This is a genomic window from Acinetobacter sp. C32I, assembly GCF_023702715.1.
Classification (GTDB): Bacteria; Pseudomonadota; Gammaproteobacteria; order Pseudomonadales; family Moraxellaceae; genus Acinetobacter.
Genome location: NZ_CP098480.1, coordinates 1,123,624 through 1,140,962, shown reverse-complemented (window position 1 = coordinate 1,140,962; position 17,339 = coordinate 1,123,624). Strand labels below are relative to the sequence as shown.

The following is a 17,339-nucleotide window of genomic DNA, read 5'->3' as shown; positions in this document are numbered from 1 at the left end:
TACTAAAATCGCATTTTGTAAGCAATGACATCACTGTGCCATTGCTTACATGTGTGGCTTAAATCTTAGAAATTGCACTGTAACTGCGTTGTTTGCAATTGATCTGGTGCTTTGCGGTTATCCAAACCAGCGCTTGCACTTAATACCTGATTTGCTTTTACTTTCACTTGAATAAAACTATATTGCAATGTGCTGTTATTTGGTTCTGTTGAGCTGCTATTTAATATGTATTCAGCATTAACCTTATCTACCTGTAATAAATTATCAGTACTATCACCGTCCAGTTTCGAGCTAAAAGTTTGCCCATCTTTGCTGAGCTCTAACCAGCCATCACCACGGACATTCAGCTGACAGTTACCAGATGACTCTTTGTAATTGCCAATTAAATATTCAACAGAAGGCAATCCCGCACTAACAATATTGATTCCAGTAATGCCTTGTTTGCAGGGATAAAGAGAACCATTACATGTTTCCGTGCTATCAGTGAAGCCAACCGCACGACGATAGTCGCCAGCACCTATGACCCGAAAGGCATTGGCTGTATTACTTATCGGCGTATTTCCAGCATAGGACTTTTGCTGCAGTAAGGCGTAACCTTGTGGGTTTAAAGCAGCCTGACGATAATTATCCGCCAGTTGCAGTACAGCTTGTTTTAAAGTCGTAGCAAAGGTATCTCTTGCATTCTTTTGATTTTCTGCAATAAATATCAGGTTATTTTTAGATGAATCAATATTGTCTGGTGTCGGAATCACTAATGAAGTGAGCGTGCTTTGATCGCCGCGTAATTTTTTGGCGTCAAGATAGCCGTCTTTTAAATCAACTGCTAAGTTCTTGGTAAACTCAACAAAGGTATTGTTGGGATAAAGATTTGCCCACTGCTGAATAAAACCAAAACTGAGATACGTATTGACATATACATTTGATTTTAAAGTCGCATCTTGTGGAGAGAAAGCATTTAAAAGATAAGACGGATTTAAATTGGGAATATCTAATTGATAAAATGCGTTTGCTAATGCTGAGTTTACATCTGCTGTCGCGAGATTTAATTGAGATGCACTCACTTTTGTAGGATTGATATTAATATCTGTTGGTAGTGTTCCAGAGCGAACTAGTGCACGTTGATAGATTGCTTCTGAGCTAGGATTGATATAAATCGTTTGTGTAAGGCTACTGGTATTGACCTCTACAAGACTATGTAATGTCATAGAGACATTTTGGTATTGGCCACTTTGAAAGTCAAAAACCAACGAATTTGGAGTTGTTGATATCTCGATACGGTATAAACGCTCTTTATTTAGAACACGTGGTAAAGTGATATTGATGTCAGATGTTGTGCTTAAATTTTGTTCCAAAACTAATGTGTTATCAAAGTTGTCGAAGATTTTTAGCACAACATCTCGCATTTCAACTGCAGCTTTGATATTAAAACTCTTTGGTTTGGGCTCTTGTACTGTAGGAGTCGTTTCCACTTTCGCTTTACTTTCACCACTTCCACAACCAATTAATGCTGAGCTGACTAGCAGTGTAGTTAGTCCTAAGCAAATATGATGATGTAATCTTTGTTTTGACATCAAAGAAGGCATTCCAGCTCTCCAAAAAAATTTTGCATCCATGAAATTTATTATTACCGCAATTTTTTTATTCTATTCGAATAGTGAAATGATTCAATAGTATTTCTTGACCAATGGTAGAATCAATTCAAATATAATCCTTTTATTTGTATCTAATTATAGTTTTTTCACTGAATAAGAATGATGGATTGAGCTGTTATTTTCTTAAATGTTAGACACTTGAAGATTGTGTAAAATGGGGCAAACTGCCATACTATTTATCTAATTGAACGCTTGAGGTGTTACACGTGATTTCTGTTGGTATTGTTGGTGGAACTGGATACACTGGGGTTGAGCTATTACGTCTTTTATTAAGACATTCACAAGTTCAGGTTCGTATTCTCACTTCTCGTACAGAAGCAGGAAAGCGTGTTGCAGATATGTTCCCTAGTCTACGTGGACATACAACACTCGAGTTTTCTGATCTGGATTTAGATCAATTAGCACAATGCGATGTTGTATTTTTTGCAACGCCACACGGCGTCGCAATGCAACATGCTGAAAAATTGATTGCTGCTGGTACAAAAGTAATTGATCTTGCAGCTGATTTTCGCCTGCAGGATTTGGTTCAGTTTGAAAAATGGTATGGTATGCAACATAGTTGTCCAGCCTTATTAAAAGATTCTGTTTATGGCTTAACTGAGTTAAATCGTGAGAAGATCAAGCAAGCACAAGTGATTGGTAATCCTGGCTGTTATCCAACAACAGTACAATTAGGTTTGGCGCCATTGCTAAAATCGGCAACGCAACTAATCAATACTCAGAGTATCATTGTGGATGCAAAGTCAGGGGTATCTGGGGCGGGGCGTAAAGCAAGCTTAGGTATGATTTACAGTGAAAACGCTGATAATTTCAAAGCATATGGTGTTGCTGGACATCGTCATCATCCCGAGATTGTTGAAGCGCTTGAAAATATCTCAGGGCAAAAAGGGCAGTTTGATCAGCTTATTTTTGTGCCACATCTCGTGCCAATGATTCGTGGCATGCTGAGTACGATTTATGTTGACTTAAGCGAACAAGGTCAGCAACTTGACTTGCAAGCACTTTACGAAGATTTCTATAAAAATGAACGTTTTGTTGATGTTATGCCTGCAAATAGTTCCCCAGAAACACGTAGTGTTCGTGGTGCCAATGAGCTCAGAATTGCACTCTATCGCCCACAACCGAATAAGCTGATTATCTTGGTTGCTCAAGACAATCTAGTGAAAGGCGCTGCAGGTCAGGCGATTCAAAATATGAACTTAATGTTTGGTTTTGATGAGGCCGCAGGCTTGGAAGGTATTGGTTTATTACCATAAAAAACGCTTTTTTACTTCACACACATTTAAATTTCGATTTTAATGTGTGCTTTGATGCAGATCATAACGATAGAGATGATGATGGAAAACGCTGAACCGACTACTTCACCAGACAGTTCCGTTGAAAAAAATAAATTCTTAAAAACGAATTTACCTTTGATTATTGGTGCTACTGTTCTTATCGGTAGCAGTTTTTTGCTTGGTTATACTGTCGGCCACCGTCAAGGTTTAACAGTGGTTGGTTATGATGCAGATGCTGAACAATTGGTTGATGTGGTTCAGAAACAAAAGACTGCATTGGATTCAGTCAGCAAGAGTTTGAATGCTGCTGTTCAAGAGCGTGATATGGCTGTGGGTAATGCAGATGACTTATTCAAAGCAGTGAATCAAGCCAATGCGGATAAGACCCAATTTGAGGGGATGAATGCGATTTATCGTGATATTTTGAGACAGCGTGGTGGTGTAAGCTTAACCATTCAAAATATGGCAATTAAATCTTTACCCGAAAATGCCTTTGAATATCAGATTGATCTTGTTCAAGTAAGCCCAAATAAACGCCGTGCTTCTGGTTCGGTTGAATTGCGTTTAATTAAAGATACTGAAATTTTAGTTGTGCCTTTAGAAGATAAAAACTTCAATTTCGATGATTTTGAGCGCCTAACGGGGCGTTGGACAATGCCTAAAGGGTTTACACCTCAATTCATTGAAGTTCGTCTAACGGGGTCTGGTACGCCTGTAATCAAACGTTTTAGCTGGCAACGTGGTAAGCCTGTAGATGTTGGTTCTGCTTTTGTGTCAGAAATTCCTCAAGCCGAAGCAAACGCCCAATAATTTTTTAGATTAAGAACCCAATATGCGAAGATACAAACGTCAGATGAATTTAAGTGAAGTGAAAAGCTCTTTTCATCAATCAGGTTATGTCGATTGGCACTTGAATCCACGTTTAAGTGATTCGCAAGAGGATCATGAGGGTGAGGTGGTTGTACAAACAGCCCCTCCAGAGTTAAAACGGCCACCTTTATATGCGGTCGTGCTAATGAACGATGATTACACGCCGATGGATTTTGTCATTGAAGTTCTACAAAGTTATTTTGGCTTGGACTTCGATCAGGCCAGTCAGGTGATGTTAACGGTGCATTATGAAGGCAAAGGCACTGCGGGTATTTATCCACGAGATATTGCTGAAACAAAAGCAAATCAGGTGAATAACTACGCCAGAGCTCAAGGTCATCCTTTGTTGTGCCAGATCGAACCTGAGCAGCGTTAAGAAAAGCAACGCACTTGCGGAACTTCATTCCTCATGCGCAAGCCCTTGCGCCATTGTATGACTCGTATGTTATGAGTGAAATGGTGAAAGTGTTGCTAAAAGCATCAAAGTAAAGCTTTTCGACTTGATGAATAAATGCATATCTTGTTTTGTGCTAAAAACATGAAACAATATACTGAGTGTTAATATATTAAACTTATGAATGATTTGTTAGGCTTTAAGCAAGATCATGCAGTATTACAATTTTTCATAGGTTTAATATTGTTTCATAAATGAATAACAAATTCGCTGTCTTTTTGAGCGATTAGATAAGTCCTATTCTCTTTGTAATTGAATTTTTACAACAATACTTTGTTTTGAATCTTGACCAAGATAGTCAACTAATGCTAACAGTAGATTATGAAGCAAAGAGACTTGTAGACGTATATCCAATCACGGTTACAGAAGCTCAGCGGATCAAGTCAATAATTCGCTTTTTCATTAAAAGATTTTCTTTTTTTGATAGAGCCCAAGATATAAGGGGGTTACATGCTCAGTCGTCAATTAGAAGTATCGTTACGTTTGGCTGTTAGCATGGCTCGTCAAAAGAGACATGAGTTTCTGACAGTTGAACATTTGTTGCTTGCCTTGCTCGATAACGACTCTGCCGTAAATGCATTAAAAGCATGTGGTGCAGACATCGTTACCTTGCGTAAAGAATTAGAGGAATATGTAGAGCAACATACCCCAAAACTTGGTGATAATAGTGAACAGGCCCCTCATCCAACTGAGAGCTTTGATCGAATTTTGCAACGTGCAATTTTCCATGTTCAATCGAGCGGTGGTGACCGTACGGTTGAAGGTGCGGATGTTTTAGTTGCGATGTATTCAGAACGAGATTCGTTCGCGGTTTATTTACTTAAACGCCATCAAATTAACCGTTTAACTTTGACTCAATACCTATCTCATGGCACACGCAAAGATGAGATTCAGGTTGAAGAAGAAGTAGAAGATATTGAAGGTGAAAGTGCGGCTTCAGCAAATGCTGGGCCACTTGAACAATATACGCTGAACTTAAATATCGAAGCGCAAAAGGGTAAAACAGATCCTTTAATTGGTCGTGAAAAAGAAATTGAGCGTGCAGCACAAATTTTATGCCGTCGCCGTAAAAATAACCCGCTACTTGTTGGTGATCCAGGTGTAGGTAAAACCTCGATTGCAGAGGGATTGGCGTGGTTAATTGTCAATGGCAAAGCACCGAAACCACTTGCGAATGCTGAAGTTTATAGCTTAGACATCGGTGCATTGGTTGCAGGGACTAAATATCGTGGTGACTTTGAAAAGCGTTTAAAACAACTGTTAAATGCATTGAAGAAAAATCCAAATGCGATTTTATTCATTGATGAAATTCATATGATCATTGGTGCAGGCTCAAGTATGGGCAGTACTATGGATGCATCGAATTTAATCAAACCTGCTTTGGCAAATGGCAGTCTACGTTGCATTGGTTCAACGACCTTCCAAGAATATCGTCAGGTATTCGAGAAAGATCATGCCTTGTCTCGTCGTTTCCAGAAAATTGATGTGAATGAGCCAAGTATCAATGAAACAATTGAGATTTTACGTGGCTTGAAAAACAAGTTCGAAGATTTCCATCATGTTGAATATGATGATAAAGCATTGGTTGCTGCTGTTGAGTTGTCAGCTAAATTTATCAATGATCGTTTCTTGCCAGATAAAGCGATTGATGTGATTGATGAGGCGGGTGCGCAACGTCGCTTGAAAGCAGAAGTGGATGGTACGACGATTTCAGTTGAGAATATCGAAGATATCGTTTCCAAGATTGCCCGTATTCCACCAAAAACTGTGTCTAAAGATGATAAGTCTGTACTTGAGAATCTGGAACGTGATCTTAAACGTGTGGTATTTGGTCAGGATGAGGCGATTACAGCGCTTGCATCAGCGATTAAATTATCTCGCGCAGGCTTAAAAGCACCAGATAAACCAGTGGGTAGTTTTGTATTTGCTGGTCCAACAGGTGTGGGTAAAACCGAGGTCACTAAACAACTGGCGAAATTGCTCGGTGTAGAGCTGGTTCGTTTCGATATGTCTGAGTATATGGAGCGTCATGCAGTTTCTCGCTTGATTGGTGCGCCTCCGGGTTATGTTGGCTATGATCAAGGTGGTTTGCTAACCGATGCGATCCATAAAAATCCGCATTGTGTACTCTTGCTTGATGAGATTGAAAAAGCGCATCCAGATGTATTCAACTTGTTATTGCAAGTGATGGATCATGGTGCCTTGACTGACAACAATGGTCGTAAGTCTGATTTTAGAAATGTGATTATTGTGCTTACTACAAATATCGGTGCGGAAAGTATTGTTCGTGCAAGTATTGGTTTCACTGAGCAAGATCACAGTGCGGATAACCAAGATGCAATGAAACGCGCATTCTCACCTGAATTCCGTAACCGTTTGGATGGTGTGATTCAATTTAAAGCACTTCCGACGACAATCATCGATTCAGTGGTAGACAAATTCTTAACTGAGTTACAAGCACAGCTCGACGAGAAACAAGTAGTTCTCGATGTTGATCAAAGTGCTCGTGACTGGTTATCTGCTAATGGTTATGACCGCCTCATGGGTGCTCGTCCGATGCAACGTCTGATTCAAGAACATTTGAAAAAGCCGCTTGCTGAGATGATTTTATTTGGTGAGCTTGCTGAGCACGGTGGCAATGTTGCAGTTTCTGTGAAAACAGAGAATGGCAAAGACGTCGGCCTAAAATTGGAAGTGTTTGAAGATCATATTAACCCGAGTGCTGAACCTGCTTAATGTTTGAATTGTCTTTCTCAATAACCCAAGTACTTAAAGTATTTGGGTTATTTTTCGTCACAGCAATTGCTGAAATTTTAGGTTGTTATTTTCCTTATCTTATTTTGAATCAAGGAAAATCACATTGGTTATGGATTCCGGCTGCTTTAAGTTTAGCGGTTTTTGTTTGGTTGCTGACGTTGCACCCTGCAGCATCAGGTCGTATTTATGCGGCTTATGGAGGGATCTATATTTTTACTGCTTTATTGTGGCTGCGTTATGTTGATCAAGCCATGTTGACACGTTGGGATATTCTAGGTGGTCTTGTGGTTTTGTGTGGGGCTAGCTTAATCATTTTGCAGCCACAGGGCTTAGTTCGTTAAGTTATTTATAGATTGAATTAGAATGGAAAAAAGCGAGATTTTCTTTGGTGCAATTAAAGTTGGTGATTTCATATTAGATGAAACTGATTTTCCAAATATTTTTGGGACTATTGAGCGTTCGGAAATCATTGATCCAGTGCTAAAGCAAAAGTTAATGGATTATATTGCTTTTTGGATTGAAGTTGAAAAAATTGGAACGGATGATGATTTTGGTGATTGTTGGTTGACTTATATTGAACAGCATGAAATTGAGCATTTGGATTTAATTGACTCTGATCAATGGCGCTTGATTAAACCAGATGGAGTGATTTTTTCAATTACGGCACCTGTTTTTCATACAGAAAATCAAATTTCATTCAGATAATCCTTGTCCAAGTGTTTATCAGGGCTGAGAGCAATTCATAATCCTTAATTGTGTTATCTAAACAAAAGGCCGAATGATATAGACACAAAGAGGCTATGTTCTATTGAACCTAATGGGGAGATATCAGATCAACCCAGATCTCAGTCTTGCGGTCAATGTTGATAATGTAGGAAATACCGTTTATAAAAGAACGGCAATCAATACTTGGGGGGAGCTACGTAACTTTATGGCGACCCTTAATTATAAATTCTGATTTAAATTTTTGAATTGTAATGCAATTGTGTTGATTTAAATGATTGTTTTATTCAGGCATGAACATGGTTTTGCCATGCCTGAATTTGAAAATAAAAAAACTATGTCAAGACATAGGATGTGGTGATTCGGCATGCTTCAACAAAAGTTTCGTCATGCGACACCAGTATCACCGCACCGTTAAAAGAATGAATTGCTTGAGCCAGTAATTCACGAGATTCGATATCGAGATGATTTTCGGGTTCATCCAAAAGTAACAACTCTACAGTCTGTTGTTTTAAAGCAAGCAAAGCCACTTTTAAGCGTTCACCGCCACTGAGGGTGGAGATGGGCATAAGTGCTTTATCTCTTCTAATTTGAAGGTTGCCTAATAAGGTTCGCCCTTGTTGTTCCGTAAGTTCGGGATCAATATGCTGTAAATATTCAAGTGCTGAAATAGTGTCATTAAGTAGCGAAAGCCTCTGGTCAAGATAAGTAGAAGTTACTTTGCAATAAACCTCACCTGTAAGTGGTGGAATCAAACCTTGAAGGGTTTTTAATAAGGTTGATTTGCCAGTTCCATTTGCACCACGTAAACGCAATTTTTCTCCAGCCTTAATAGCAAGATTAATGGGATTTGTCTTTGCATAAGCGAGTTGTAATTGGTGACAACGTAAGATTTCTCCTGACTTTCTGGCTATATGTGCAAATTCGAAAGATTGTGATTTGAGATGTTCCAGTTGGATTTGCTTCTGTTGTAATTCATCTTTTGCATCTGCAAGCTGCTTACTTTGTTGTTTGCGTAGATGAGAAAGGGATTGCTCCGATTGTTCTTTCTTGGCATCCAATAAGATGGGTGCTTGGGATCCTGAGGCTCTTAACTTTTCCCCCGCTTTTTTGCGTTTTTGAGCTTTCATCTGACTATGATGTTGCTGCTCCTTTAATTGTTTTAACTCACGTTTTTCTTGCTGCACTGCTTGTATAAGTGATTCGACTTGTTGCTGATATTGCTGCAGATAAAGCGTATAATTGCCACCATAATAATGTAGTCCCAGCTGATTTAAGGAAAAAATCCCCTGTACGTGAGACAGTAGTTGCCGATCGTGGCTAATGATGAGCCCACCTGTAGGATGTTGAGACATTTGCTCAATCAACCATTCTCGTCCTCGTGTATCTAAGTGATTACTGGGTTCATCCAGTAATAGATAATGATCTTTGAGTAGAAATAGGCGACACAGTGCGAGTTTGGTTTTTTGGCCTTCACTCAAATATTGAATAGGTGTATCAAGATCTATCGGTAAATCCGCACTTTGCAAAAGCTGTTGCCATTCTGTTGGTAAATGCCACAGATGTTCGACTTGGTCATAATCGGCAAAAGCTGCAGTACCGTGCTGGATGCGTTTGAAGCATTGGTATAAATCCTCAATATGCAAGGCTTGAGCGATTGTATCTGCTTGTACACGTTGAAGCTGAGCCAGATATTGATGTGGACACTGCCATGAGATTTGGCCTGAATAGGGTAGCTTGAATTTTATCTGTTCATGCAGAAGAGACATCAATAGCGATTTCCCTTGGCCATTGCATCCAATCAATCCTGTGAATTGATGTAATGGAAGCTGAAAGCAAAGTGAGTCAAAGTGTATTCGCTGTGCGAATTCAAGGGATAAGTTGGAAACAATACATGCCTGTTGAGTCATAAGAAACCTCATAAACAGGATATGCAAAATAGAGAGATCGAGATAAGTTTTGGAATAAAGCAGCGCTAAACGATAGCTAAGTCTATTTTGCACATCAAAAAGAAAAATGAACTTTGATGATGAAAATAGAACTTACTTCATTGGCATGATCTCAAATTGGTTTATTTTTACACTATTCTATGGGGGAAGTGATGAAAGGTCAAATTTTAAGATTTTGAAGAGATGATTAAAAAAACATAAAAAGTGCTTGTCAAATGCTGAAATAGTGCGTAATTTAATAGTTAGACACCGTTTTTTAGATATTTGAAATAAATATGTTAAAGCATACTGTAAACACCAACGCATACTTTTACTTTTGGCAATATTGATCGTTGCCTGATGCGTTTCGGGCAGCAAAAGGGTTGCCCAACCAGTTAATACCTGATCGGCAACACCGATCAGGTTTTTTTATGCTTTAACAATCAGGATTTTAGGAGAAATACCATGTATACATTTAATTATTCATATTTTAGCAAGATTTCTTGGTTTTACTTTGCAAAAAAATCAACATCGCTTAGATCACACTTGCTCAAATAAATGATAGGACTGCGAAGAAGGCCAGTCCAAAGGAATTGAAAATGAATGCTTTAAATACTGCTTTGACACAACCACAAACACATACAAAAGAATCAATGCTTAGCTTGCCATCACAACTCAAAGCGCAGTATCCCTTGTCTGCCACTTTAGCGCAGCAAATTTCAAAACATCGTCAAACGATTCAGAATATTTTATCTGAACATGATCATCGCTTAATGGTGATTACCGGTCCTTGCTCGATTCATGATCCTATTGCAGTACTTGAATATGCTGATCGCCTACAACAATTACAAGAACAGGTTAAAGATCAGATTTTCCTTGTTATGCGTGCATATATCGAAAAACCACGTACAACCGTGGGCTGGAAAGGTTTCTTATATGATCCAAATTTAGATGGATCATCAGATTTACAACTCGGTTTAGAAAAATCTCGTCAGCTTTACTTGCAGCTAATCGAGAAAGGTTTGCCAATCGCAAGCGAAATTTTAAGCCCAATGGCGACAGGTTATTTTGATGACCTATTGGCTTGGGGCGCAATTGGTGCGCGTACCAGCGAGTCTCAAATTCATCGTGAAATTGCCAGCCATATGCCATACAGCATTGGCTTTAAAAACGGTACTGATGGTTCGATTCAAATTGCGTTGGATGCGATTCAATCAGCACTGCATGGTCATCAATTCTTGGGGATGACTCAGCAAGGTTTGCCTGCGATTTTACATAGTGAAGGTAATCCATTACCGCATTTAATTTTACGTGGTTCAAATCAGGGTACCAACTATGATTTGGCTTCGATTCAAGCCATGCATTTCAAACATAAACAATTACCTGCACTGGTAATTGATTGTAGTCATGGTAATAGCGGTAAAGATCCATTATTACAGCCTCAGGTTTTACAGCAAATTATTGCAGAGCGTGCTGAATCGAAAGTGCGTGGTGTGATGATTGAAAGTCATCTGGTTGATGGCAATCAAAAAATTTCCTGCGAGATGACCTATGGCCAGTCGGTTACGGATGGCTGTCTAGGTTGGGATAAAACAGCGCAAGTCTTATTGGATGTTGCTGAAAAAATGCGACATAAAAAATAAACCAGACATAAAAAAGCCAATCTCAATTGATTGGCTTTTTCTTTGCGGTCGACTTAAGCTGCTTGGATGGATTGAGCTGCAAGAAAGTGACCAATCTCTTGGCTGAATTTTCTAGGTTCAGTAATCAGTGGTGTATGTCCAGAGCGTTCAAAATAAATCGCTGTAGCATTGCTTAAGCTATTTGCAATCAGTGTTTGTCCCGTTTCTGGATAAAGCGTAGATTCACGACCAATAAAGAAAGTGGTTGGGCAACTGAGTTGACTGATGGCTTCACGATAGTCTTCATCATGGTTGAGATAATTTTCGACATACCAAAGTAAATAATCTAAACGTTGAATCGGTAGTAGATATTTTTGTAAGAAGGGACGATGCAGGGCAAGTTTCAGGATTTTAGGGCTATAATTATTGCTACCTTGCAACTCAATGAAATCACCCCACAAGCTGACCAGCTTATAGCGGATATCATCGGGTAAGTCCTCTAGTTTCTGAGCATGTTTATAATCGAGTAATAGTGTTTGAATCTCAAGTAATAGATTTTTAAATTGAGGATGCTTTGGACCAAATAAGCCGTATTGCCAAGAATCATCAACTGCAATTTTAGGCGTTTGATCAATATGCAGATAGGCTTTGAGTTTCTCAGCTAAGCCACCATGCTTCATACCATGCATAGCTGTGGTTGCACCCATGGAATAACCCATCAGGATGAATTGATCGAGCTTTAATTGTTTAATCAGTGAATCTACATCATTCCAATGACTTGAGATTGCATCGAGCTCTGGAATTGCACAATTCTTTGAACCGCCGAAACCACGCCAATCGGGAATGATAAATTCATATTGTTTACGGTTGGCAAATAAGAAAGGGAGCCATTGCCAGCTTTGCATGCCCAGTCCGGATAGGACGAGCACAGGTTCGCCTTCGCCAACGCGTCGCACAAATAATTTTTCTTGATCGGGCATGCTATAGAACGGCATTATTTTTCTCCACTATTGTTGGCTTCTTCAAACTTTTTCAGTTGAGGAATCATTTGTTCCAACCATTTTATCCATTCATTTTCTTTAATGATACCAAGTTCCAGAATCATCTTATGGATAAACAAAACGCGATTGGTTGGTTGGTTATCTTTAAAATCTTTATCATGAATGGCTTGATAAAGGCTTAATTTTTCCTTATGTAACGACAAATGGCGTTCTAATTCAGGCAAAATATTATTGCCACCGAGTTGAGCTTCTGCTCTTAGCCTGACCATGAGGTCATCGCGCAATTGCGCGGGTTCACTTTGTTGTTCAATCCATGAAGCCAGTTGTATTCTTCCAAGTTGTTCAACTTGATAAGTTTTTTTACGGCTGTTGGCAGTTTGTTCTTCTAATGTCGAAATCCATCCTTTTTTCAGCATCCCGTTGAGTTCACGATAAATCTGCTGATGAGTCGCATTCCAAAAGAAGCCCATTGAACGGTCAAAGCGACGAGCCAAGTCAAAACCTGTACTTGGTTTTTCCAATAAGCTGGTCAGTAAAACATGGGCGAGTGACATGATGTTCCATAATAAAAAAATGACTCATCAGAATTATGCAATATGTTGCATAAAAATCAAATCTTGTTTATAACTTTATGCAACAAGTTGCATTAGCTAGCAGAGTGCGAGCCAAAGGAGAAACCATGTCAGCTTATCCACATTTATTAAAGCCACTTGATTTAGGCTTTACCACCTTAAAAAACCGTGTCTTGATGGGGTCTATGCATGTTGGCTTAGAAGAAGCGCCTCAAGGCTATGAGCGTATGGCCGCATTCTATGCAGAACGCGCCAAAGGTGATGTTGGATTAATCGTCACAGGTGGTATTGCTCCAAATGATGCAGGTCTTACCTTTGCACATGCATCTAAGCTGGATAGCATCGCAGAAGCAGAAAAACATAAAGTGATCACCCAAGCGGTACATGATGCGGGTGGTAAAATTGCGATGCAGATTTTGCATACAGGGCGCTATTCTTATCAGCCTGAAATTGTTGCACCTTCTGCGATTCAGGCTCCGATTAATCCGATCAAACCAAAAGCATTAAGCTCTGCCGAAGTACAGCAAACCATTGATGACTTTGCCAACTGCGCCAAGCTGGCACAATATGCGGGCTATGATGGCGTTGAGATCATGGGCTCGGAAGGTTATCTGATTAATGAGTTTATTGCTGCACGTACCAACCATCGTGATGATGAATGGGGGGGTAGCTATGAAAATCGTATCCGTTTCCCGATTGAAATTGTAAAGCGTACCCGTGATCTAGTCGGTGAAAACTTTATTATTATTTATCGCTTATCGATGCTGGATTTAGTTGAAGGGGGTTCGAGCTTAGAAGAAGTCATTCAACTGGCGAAAGCTATTGAAAAAGCTGGTGCAACCATTATCAATACAGGGATTGGCTGGCATGAAGCACGTATTCCAACCATTGCAACCAAAGTACCGCGTGCTGCATTTACATGGGTGACTGAAAAACTAAAAGGTCAAGTTTCAGTCCCATTAATTACCTCGAACCGTATTAATACCCCTGAAATGGCAGAGCATGTATTGGCTTCTGGTCATGCAGATATGGTGTCTATGGCACGCCCAATGCTGGCCGATCCTGAGTTTGTATTAAAAGCCAGTGAAGGTCGTAGCGATGAAATCAATACTTGTATTGGTTGTAACCAAGCTTGTTTAGACCATATTTTTTCAATGAAAATTGCCACCTGTTTAGTCAATCCACGCGCTTGTTACGAAACTGAGCTGATCTTTAAAGAAGCCAATGCGGTTAAAAATATTGCGGTGATTGGTGCAGGTCCAGCAGGCTTGAGTTTTGCAGTATATGCAGCAAGTCGTGGGCATAAAGTCAAAGTCTTTGATGCGAGTAATCAAATCGGTGGTCAATTCAATATTGCCAAGACCATTCCAGGCAAAGAAGAATTCTACGAAACTTTGCGCTACTTCAAGCGTCAAATTGAATTACAGCCAAATATTGAGCTAGTACTGAACCACACAGCGACTTATGAAGAACTTAGCAACGCAGACTATGATGATATCGTGGTTGCAACAGGGGTAACGCCGCGTCAGTTGCAATTTGAAGGCATTGATCATCCAAAAGTATTGAGCTACATCCAAGTGTTGAAAGAGCGTGTACCTGTAGGCAAGCGTGTTGCCATTATTGGTGCGGGTGGTATTGGCTTTGATACGGCAGAATATTTAACCCATGAAGGTGATAGTGGCAGCTTAAATCCTGAAAAATTCTATGCAGAATGGGGGATTGATACGGCTTATGAGCATGTAGGTGGCTTAAAACCAGCTGAGTTAGAAAAGTCTGAACGTGAGATTTACTTATTGCAACGTAAGAGCGCGTCAGTTGGTGCAGGTCTGGGTAAAACCACAGGCTGGATTCATCGCACAGGCTTAAAACATCGTGATGTAAAAATGATTGCTGGCGCAAGCTACGACAAGGTAGATGATCAAGGTTTGCATATTACCGTTGATGGTCAAAGTCGCGTACTTGAGGTTGATAACGTGGTGATTTGTGCAGGTCAAGAGTCGTATACCGCAATGTTTGATCAACTTAAAGCGGACGGTAAAAGTGTTCACTTGATTGGTGGCGCTAAAGAAGCAGGTGAGTTGGATGCTAAACGAGCAATTCGCCAAGGTGCTGAGTTAGCAGCAACATTGTAAACATGCTAGGGGGCATTTTCTATTGAGGGCGTGCTCCCAACTTATCCATTAAATCTCAAGGGAGAATAACAATGACATTGGAAACAACAAAACAAGCTTTAGAAAACTGGCATCAGATGATTAAAACAGGTGACCTATCCAACTTAAATGATTTGTTGGCAGACGATGTGGTGTTTCGTTCACCAGTTGCTTATAACCCTTATGAAGGAAAACACGTGGTTTTCTTTATTTTGACCAATGTGATTCAGGTGTTTGAAAACTTTACCTATCATCGTGAATTTTACACTGAAGATGGTGAAAATGTGGTGTTGGAATTTAGCGCTAATGTCAGCGGAAAATCACTTAAAGGCATTGATATGGTTCGCTTTAATGAACAAGGCAAAATCATTGATTTTGAAGTGATGATTCGCCCAATGAGTGGTTTGGCCGCATTGGCAGAAAAAATGGGTGCACGTTTTGCCAAGTATCAACCGAATTAATGTCTGCAAAATAGCCTAAGTAATATTAAGAGAATTAAAATGTGGTTAAAGCTTTCAACTTTTGCATTACTGCCTGTATTAGTCATACAGGGTCTGAAAGTTCGTAACAATACACCACGTCTTTCGGAAGCAAGTGGTGATCGCCACGGTATCGTGGGTCAGGGTCAGCCACTTTCTTTACTTATTCTAGGTGATTCAGCAGCGGCGGGTGTTGGGGTTGAAACCCAACAACAGGCTTTGTCGGGAGCGCTTATTGCTGAGTTGCAGAATGAATATCTGCTGCAATGGAAACTACATGCTAAAACAGGCGATACCACGCAACAGGTTTTTCAAGCAGTACAACTATTAGAGCAGCAGTGCTATGATATTGTTATCACTTCAATTGGTGTCAATGATGTGACTAAACTGACTTCTGCAAAATCTTGGCTTAAACAACAAAAACAGCTATTCACTTATATACAGAATCAGTTTCAACCTAAACTCATTATTGTATCGGGTGTGCCGCCAATGCAGCATTTTCCGGCTTTGCCTAATCCTTTGGCTTGGCTGTTTGGAAAATATGCAGAACAAATGAATCAGGCATTACAACAATGGTTGGCACCACAATCTCAATTTCGATTTATTCAATATGATATTGAAGCTTTTCAAGCAATGGATTTGCCGATGGCAAGCGATGGTTTTCATCCAAGCAAAGAAATCTATGCCATCTGGGGACAACAGGTCGCAACTTTGGTGCGACAAACATTTACTCATGCTTAGATAGAGGCGGTTATTGAATATGGGTATATCTGCTTTAGATAAAATCAAAGTGCTAGGTTCAGAGCTTCTTGATTCAGTGCTCGGTGCTGAGCAACCCAAAATGTATTATGACCCGAAAGGGAAAATTAAAGATGTTTTGGAAAAATTACCGCAGTTAAAGCAAAAATATCGTCCTACGCCTTGGCTGAGTAATACACATCTACATTTATTGTATTTTGATGTGATTCGTAAGAAAACCATTAAACTTGAATATGACCGTGTTGATCGTTTGATCATGCAGGATGGCGGGATTACCGCCGTTGCGTGGTATGGATATGACTTGCCAGCAGAAACACCAACCGTTGTAATTATGCATACCATTACAGGGACACCTGAAAGTATGCGCGAACTGGTCAAAGATTTGCATGAATATAATGGTTGGCGAATTGCACTGTGTTTGCGCCGAGGTCATGCAGGATTGCCAATGCCAGTGCCTCGTATTTCACTGTTTGGTTCAACCAGTGATCTGAAAGAACAACTTGCGCATATTCAAAACCTGTTTCCACAATCCGATTTATATGCAGTTGGTTCCTCAGCTGGAACGGGGCTTTTGGTCCGCTATTTAGGCGAGCAAGGGGTGGATACGCCATTCAAAGCTGCTTTTGCAATGTGTCCTGGTTATAACACTGAAATTGGTTTTAAAAATGTGCATCCTTTTTATAGCAAAATGATGACTAAGAAGTTATTTAAATACTTCATTTATCCTTATCAGAATACATGGAATCAGATTGCATCTGTAGAAAAAGTGCTAACGACCACAAGCTTGGAAGAGTTTGAAAAAGAATATTTTGAAATGGCAGGATTTCAGGATTATCAGAGCTATTGCCAAGCGATTAATCCAATCTATGTCTTCGAAAATGTCAAAATTCCATTGATGATTCTCAATGCCGAAGATGATCCAGTCTGTTCAATTAAAAACTTAGAACCTTATAAAGATGCCATTCAGCAAATGGACAATATTGCAGTTGTAACGACCAAAAAGGGAAGCCATTGTGGTTTCTATGAAAGTTTGATGGTGAAATCTTGGGCCTCCCGTTTGATGGCGGACTTTTTTAAAAATTACTAATCTATAGA

At 39.7% G+C, this 17,339-nt stretch carries 16 protein-coding genes; 12 read left to right on the top strand and 4 right to left on the bottom strand.

Features of this window, described 5'->3' with window-relative positions; translation table 11 throughout:
- Positions 1-65: 65 nt before the first annotated feature.
- On the bottom strand, positions 66-1,583 hold the full coding sequence (locus tag NDN13_RS05575) for a hypothetical protein (protein ID WP_251118172.1): 1,518 nt from the start codon (positions 1,581-1,583) through the stop codon (positions 66-68).
- 275 nt (positions 1,584-1,858) lie between these two features.
- On the opposite strand from NDN13_RS05575, the gene argC reads away from it, so the two are divergent.
- From argC to NDN13_RS05545, 7 genes are all read left to right on the top strand, one after another.
- Entirely contained in the window at positions 1,859-2,908 is a 1,050-nt protein-coding gene (gene argC / locus NDN13_RS05570) for an N-acetyl-gamma-glutamyl-phosphate reductase (RefSeq protein ID WP_251117508.1), read from the top strand.
- Positions 2,909-2,989: 81 nt separating this feature from the next.
- Positions 2,990-3,739 (top strand): DUF6776 family protein, encoded by a 750-nt coding sequence (locus tag NDN13_RS05565; protein ID WP_016539961.1) that lies wholly within the window; start codon positions 2,990-2,992, stop codon positions 3,737-3,739.
- 22 nt (positions 3,740-3,761) lie between these two features.
- The gene (clpS, locus tag NDN13_RS05560) at positions 3,762-4,175 is read left to right on the top strand and encodes an ATP-dependent Clp protease adapter ClpS (protein ID WP_251117507.1); all 414 of its coding nucleotides are present in this window, start codon (positions 3,762-3,764) and stop codon (positions 4,173-4,175) included.
- 356 nt (positions 4,176-4,531) lie between these two features.
- Entirely contained in the window at positions 4,532-4,747 is a 216-nt protein-coding gene (locus tag NDN13_RS19840; protein WP_212749912.1) for a hypothetical protein, read from the top strand.
- Positions 4,704-6,989 (top strand): ATP-dependent Clp protease ATP-binding subunit ClpA, encoded by a 2,286-nt coding sequence (gene clpA / locus NDN13_RS05555; protein ID WP_004806787.1) that lies wholly within the window; start codon positions 4,704-4,706, stop codon positions 6,987-6,989. Before NDN13_RS19840 ends, clpA begins: the two co-directional genes overlap by 44 nt.
- Positions 6,989-7,351, top strand: a complete 363-nt coding sequence (locus tag NDN13_RS05550) for a YnfA family protein (RefSeq protein ID WP_251117506.1) — start codon at positions 6,989-6,991, stop codon at positions 7,349-7,351. Before clpA ends, NDN13_RS05550 begins: the two co-directional genes overlap by 1 nt.
- A gap of 22 nt (positions 7,352-7,373) precedes the next feature.
- Positions 7,374-7,715, top strand: a complete 342-nt coding sequence (locus NDN13_RS05545; protein WP_004806790.1) for a hypothetical protein — start codon at positions 7,374-7,376, stop codon at positions 7,713-7,715.
- Between the two features lie 353 nt (positions 7,716-8,068).
- On the opposite strand, the gene NDN13_RS05535 is transcribed toward NDN13_RS05545, so the two are convergent.
- Positions 8,069-9,643: an ATP-binding cassette domain-containing protein gene (locus tag NDN13_RS05535; RefSeq protein WP_251117504.1), complete on the bottom strand. Its 1,575-nt coding sequence runs from the start codon at positions 9,641-9,643 to the stop codon at positions 8,069-8,071.
- A 617-nt stretch (positions 9,644-10,260) separates the two neighbouring features.
- On the opposite strand from NDN13_RS05535, the gene NDN13_RS05530 reads away from it, so the two are divergent.
- Positions 10,261-11,304, top strand: a complete 1,044-nt coding sequence (locus NDN13_RS05530) for a 3-deoxy-7-phosphoheptulonate synthase (protein ID WP_251117503.1) — start codon at positions 10,261-10,263, stop codon at positions 11,302-11,304.
- A gap of 53 nt (positions 11,305-11,357) precedes the next feature.
- On the opposite strand, the gene NDN13_RS05525 is transcribed toward NDN13_RS05530, so the two are convergent.
- Both NDN13_RS05525 and NDN13_RS05520 read right to left on the bottom strand, forming a co-directional pair.
- Positions 11,358-12,278 (bottom strand): alpha/beta fold hydrolase, encoded by a 921-nt coding sequence (locus tag NDN13_RS05525; protein ID WP_251117502.1) that lies wholly within the window; start codon positions 12,276-12,278, stop codon positions 11,358-11,360.
- Positions 12,278-12,838, bottom strand: a complete 561-nt coding sequence (locus NDN13_RS05520) for a PadR family transcriptional regulator (protein WP_005204030.1) — start codon at positions 12,836-12,838, stop codon at positions 12,278-12,280. Before NDN13_RS05520 ends, NDN13_RS05525 begins: the two co-directional genes overlap by 1 nt.
- 125 nt (positions 12,839-12,963) lie before the next feature.
- Between NDN13_RS05520 and NDN13_RS05515 the strand changes: the two genes are divergently transcribed.
- The 4 genes from NDN13_RS05515 to NDN13_RS05500 all read left to right on the top strand — a co-directional run bounded on the left by NDN13_RS05515 (position 12,964) and on the right by NDN13_RS05500 (position 17,331).
- Entirely contained in the window at positions 12,964-14,988 is a 2,025-nt protein-coding gene (locus NDN13_RS05515) for an NADPH-dependent 2,4-dienoyl-CoA reductase (protein WP_005204028.1), read from the top strand.
- Positions 14,989-15,059: 71 nt separating this feature from the next.
- A complete protein-coding gene (locus NDN13_RS05510; protein ID WP_004653729.1) occupies positions 15,060-15,467 on the top strand; it encodes a nuclear transport factor 2 family protein in 408 nt (135 codons plus the stop codon).
- 39 nt (positions 15,468-15,506) lie between these two features.
- Positions 15,507-16,226 carry an SGNH/GDSL hydrolase family protein gene (locus tag NDN13_RS05505; protein WP_251117501.1) on the top strand — a complete coding sequence of 240 codons (720 nt, stop codon included), beginning with the start codon at positions 15,507-15,509 and terminating at the stop codon, positions 16,224-16,226.
- Positions 16,227-16,245: 19 nt separating this feature from the next.
- A complete protein-coding gene (locus NDN13_RS05500) occupies positions 16,246-17,331 on the top strand; it encodes a YheT family hydrolase (protein ID WP_251117500.1) in 1,086 nt (361 codons plus the stop codon).
- The last annotated feature ends 8 nt before the right edge of the window (positions 17,332-17,339 follow it).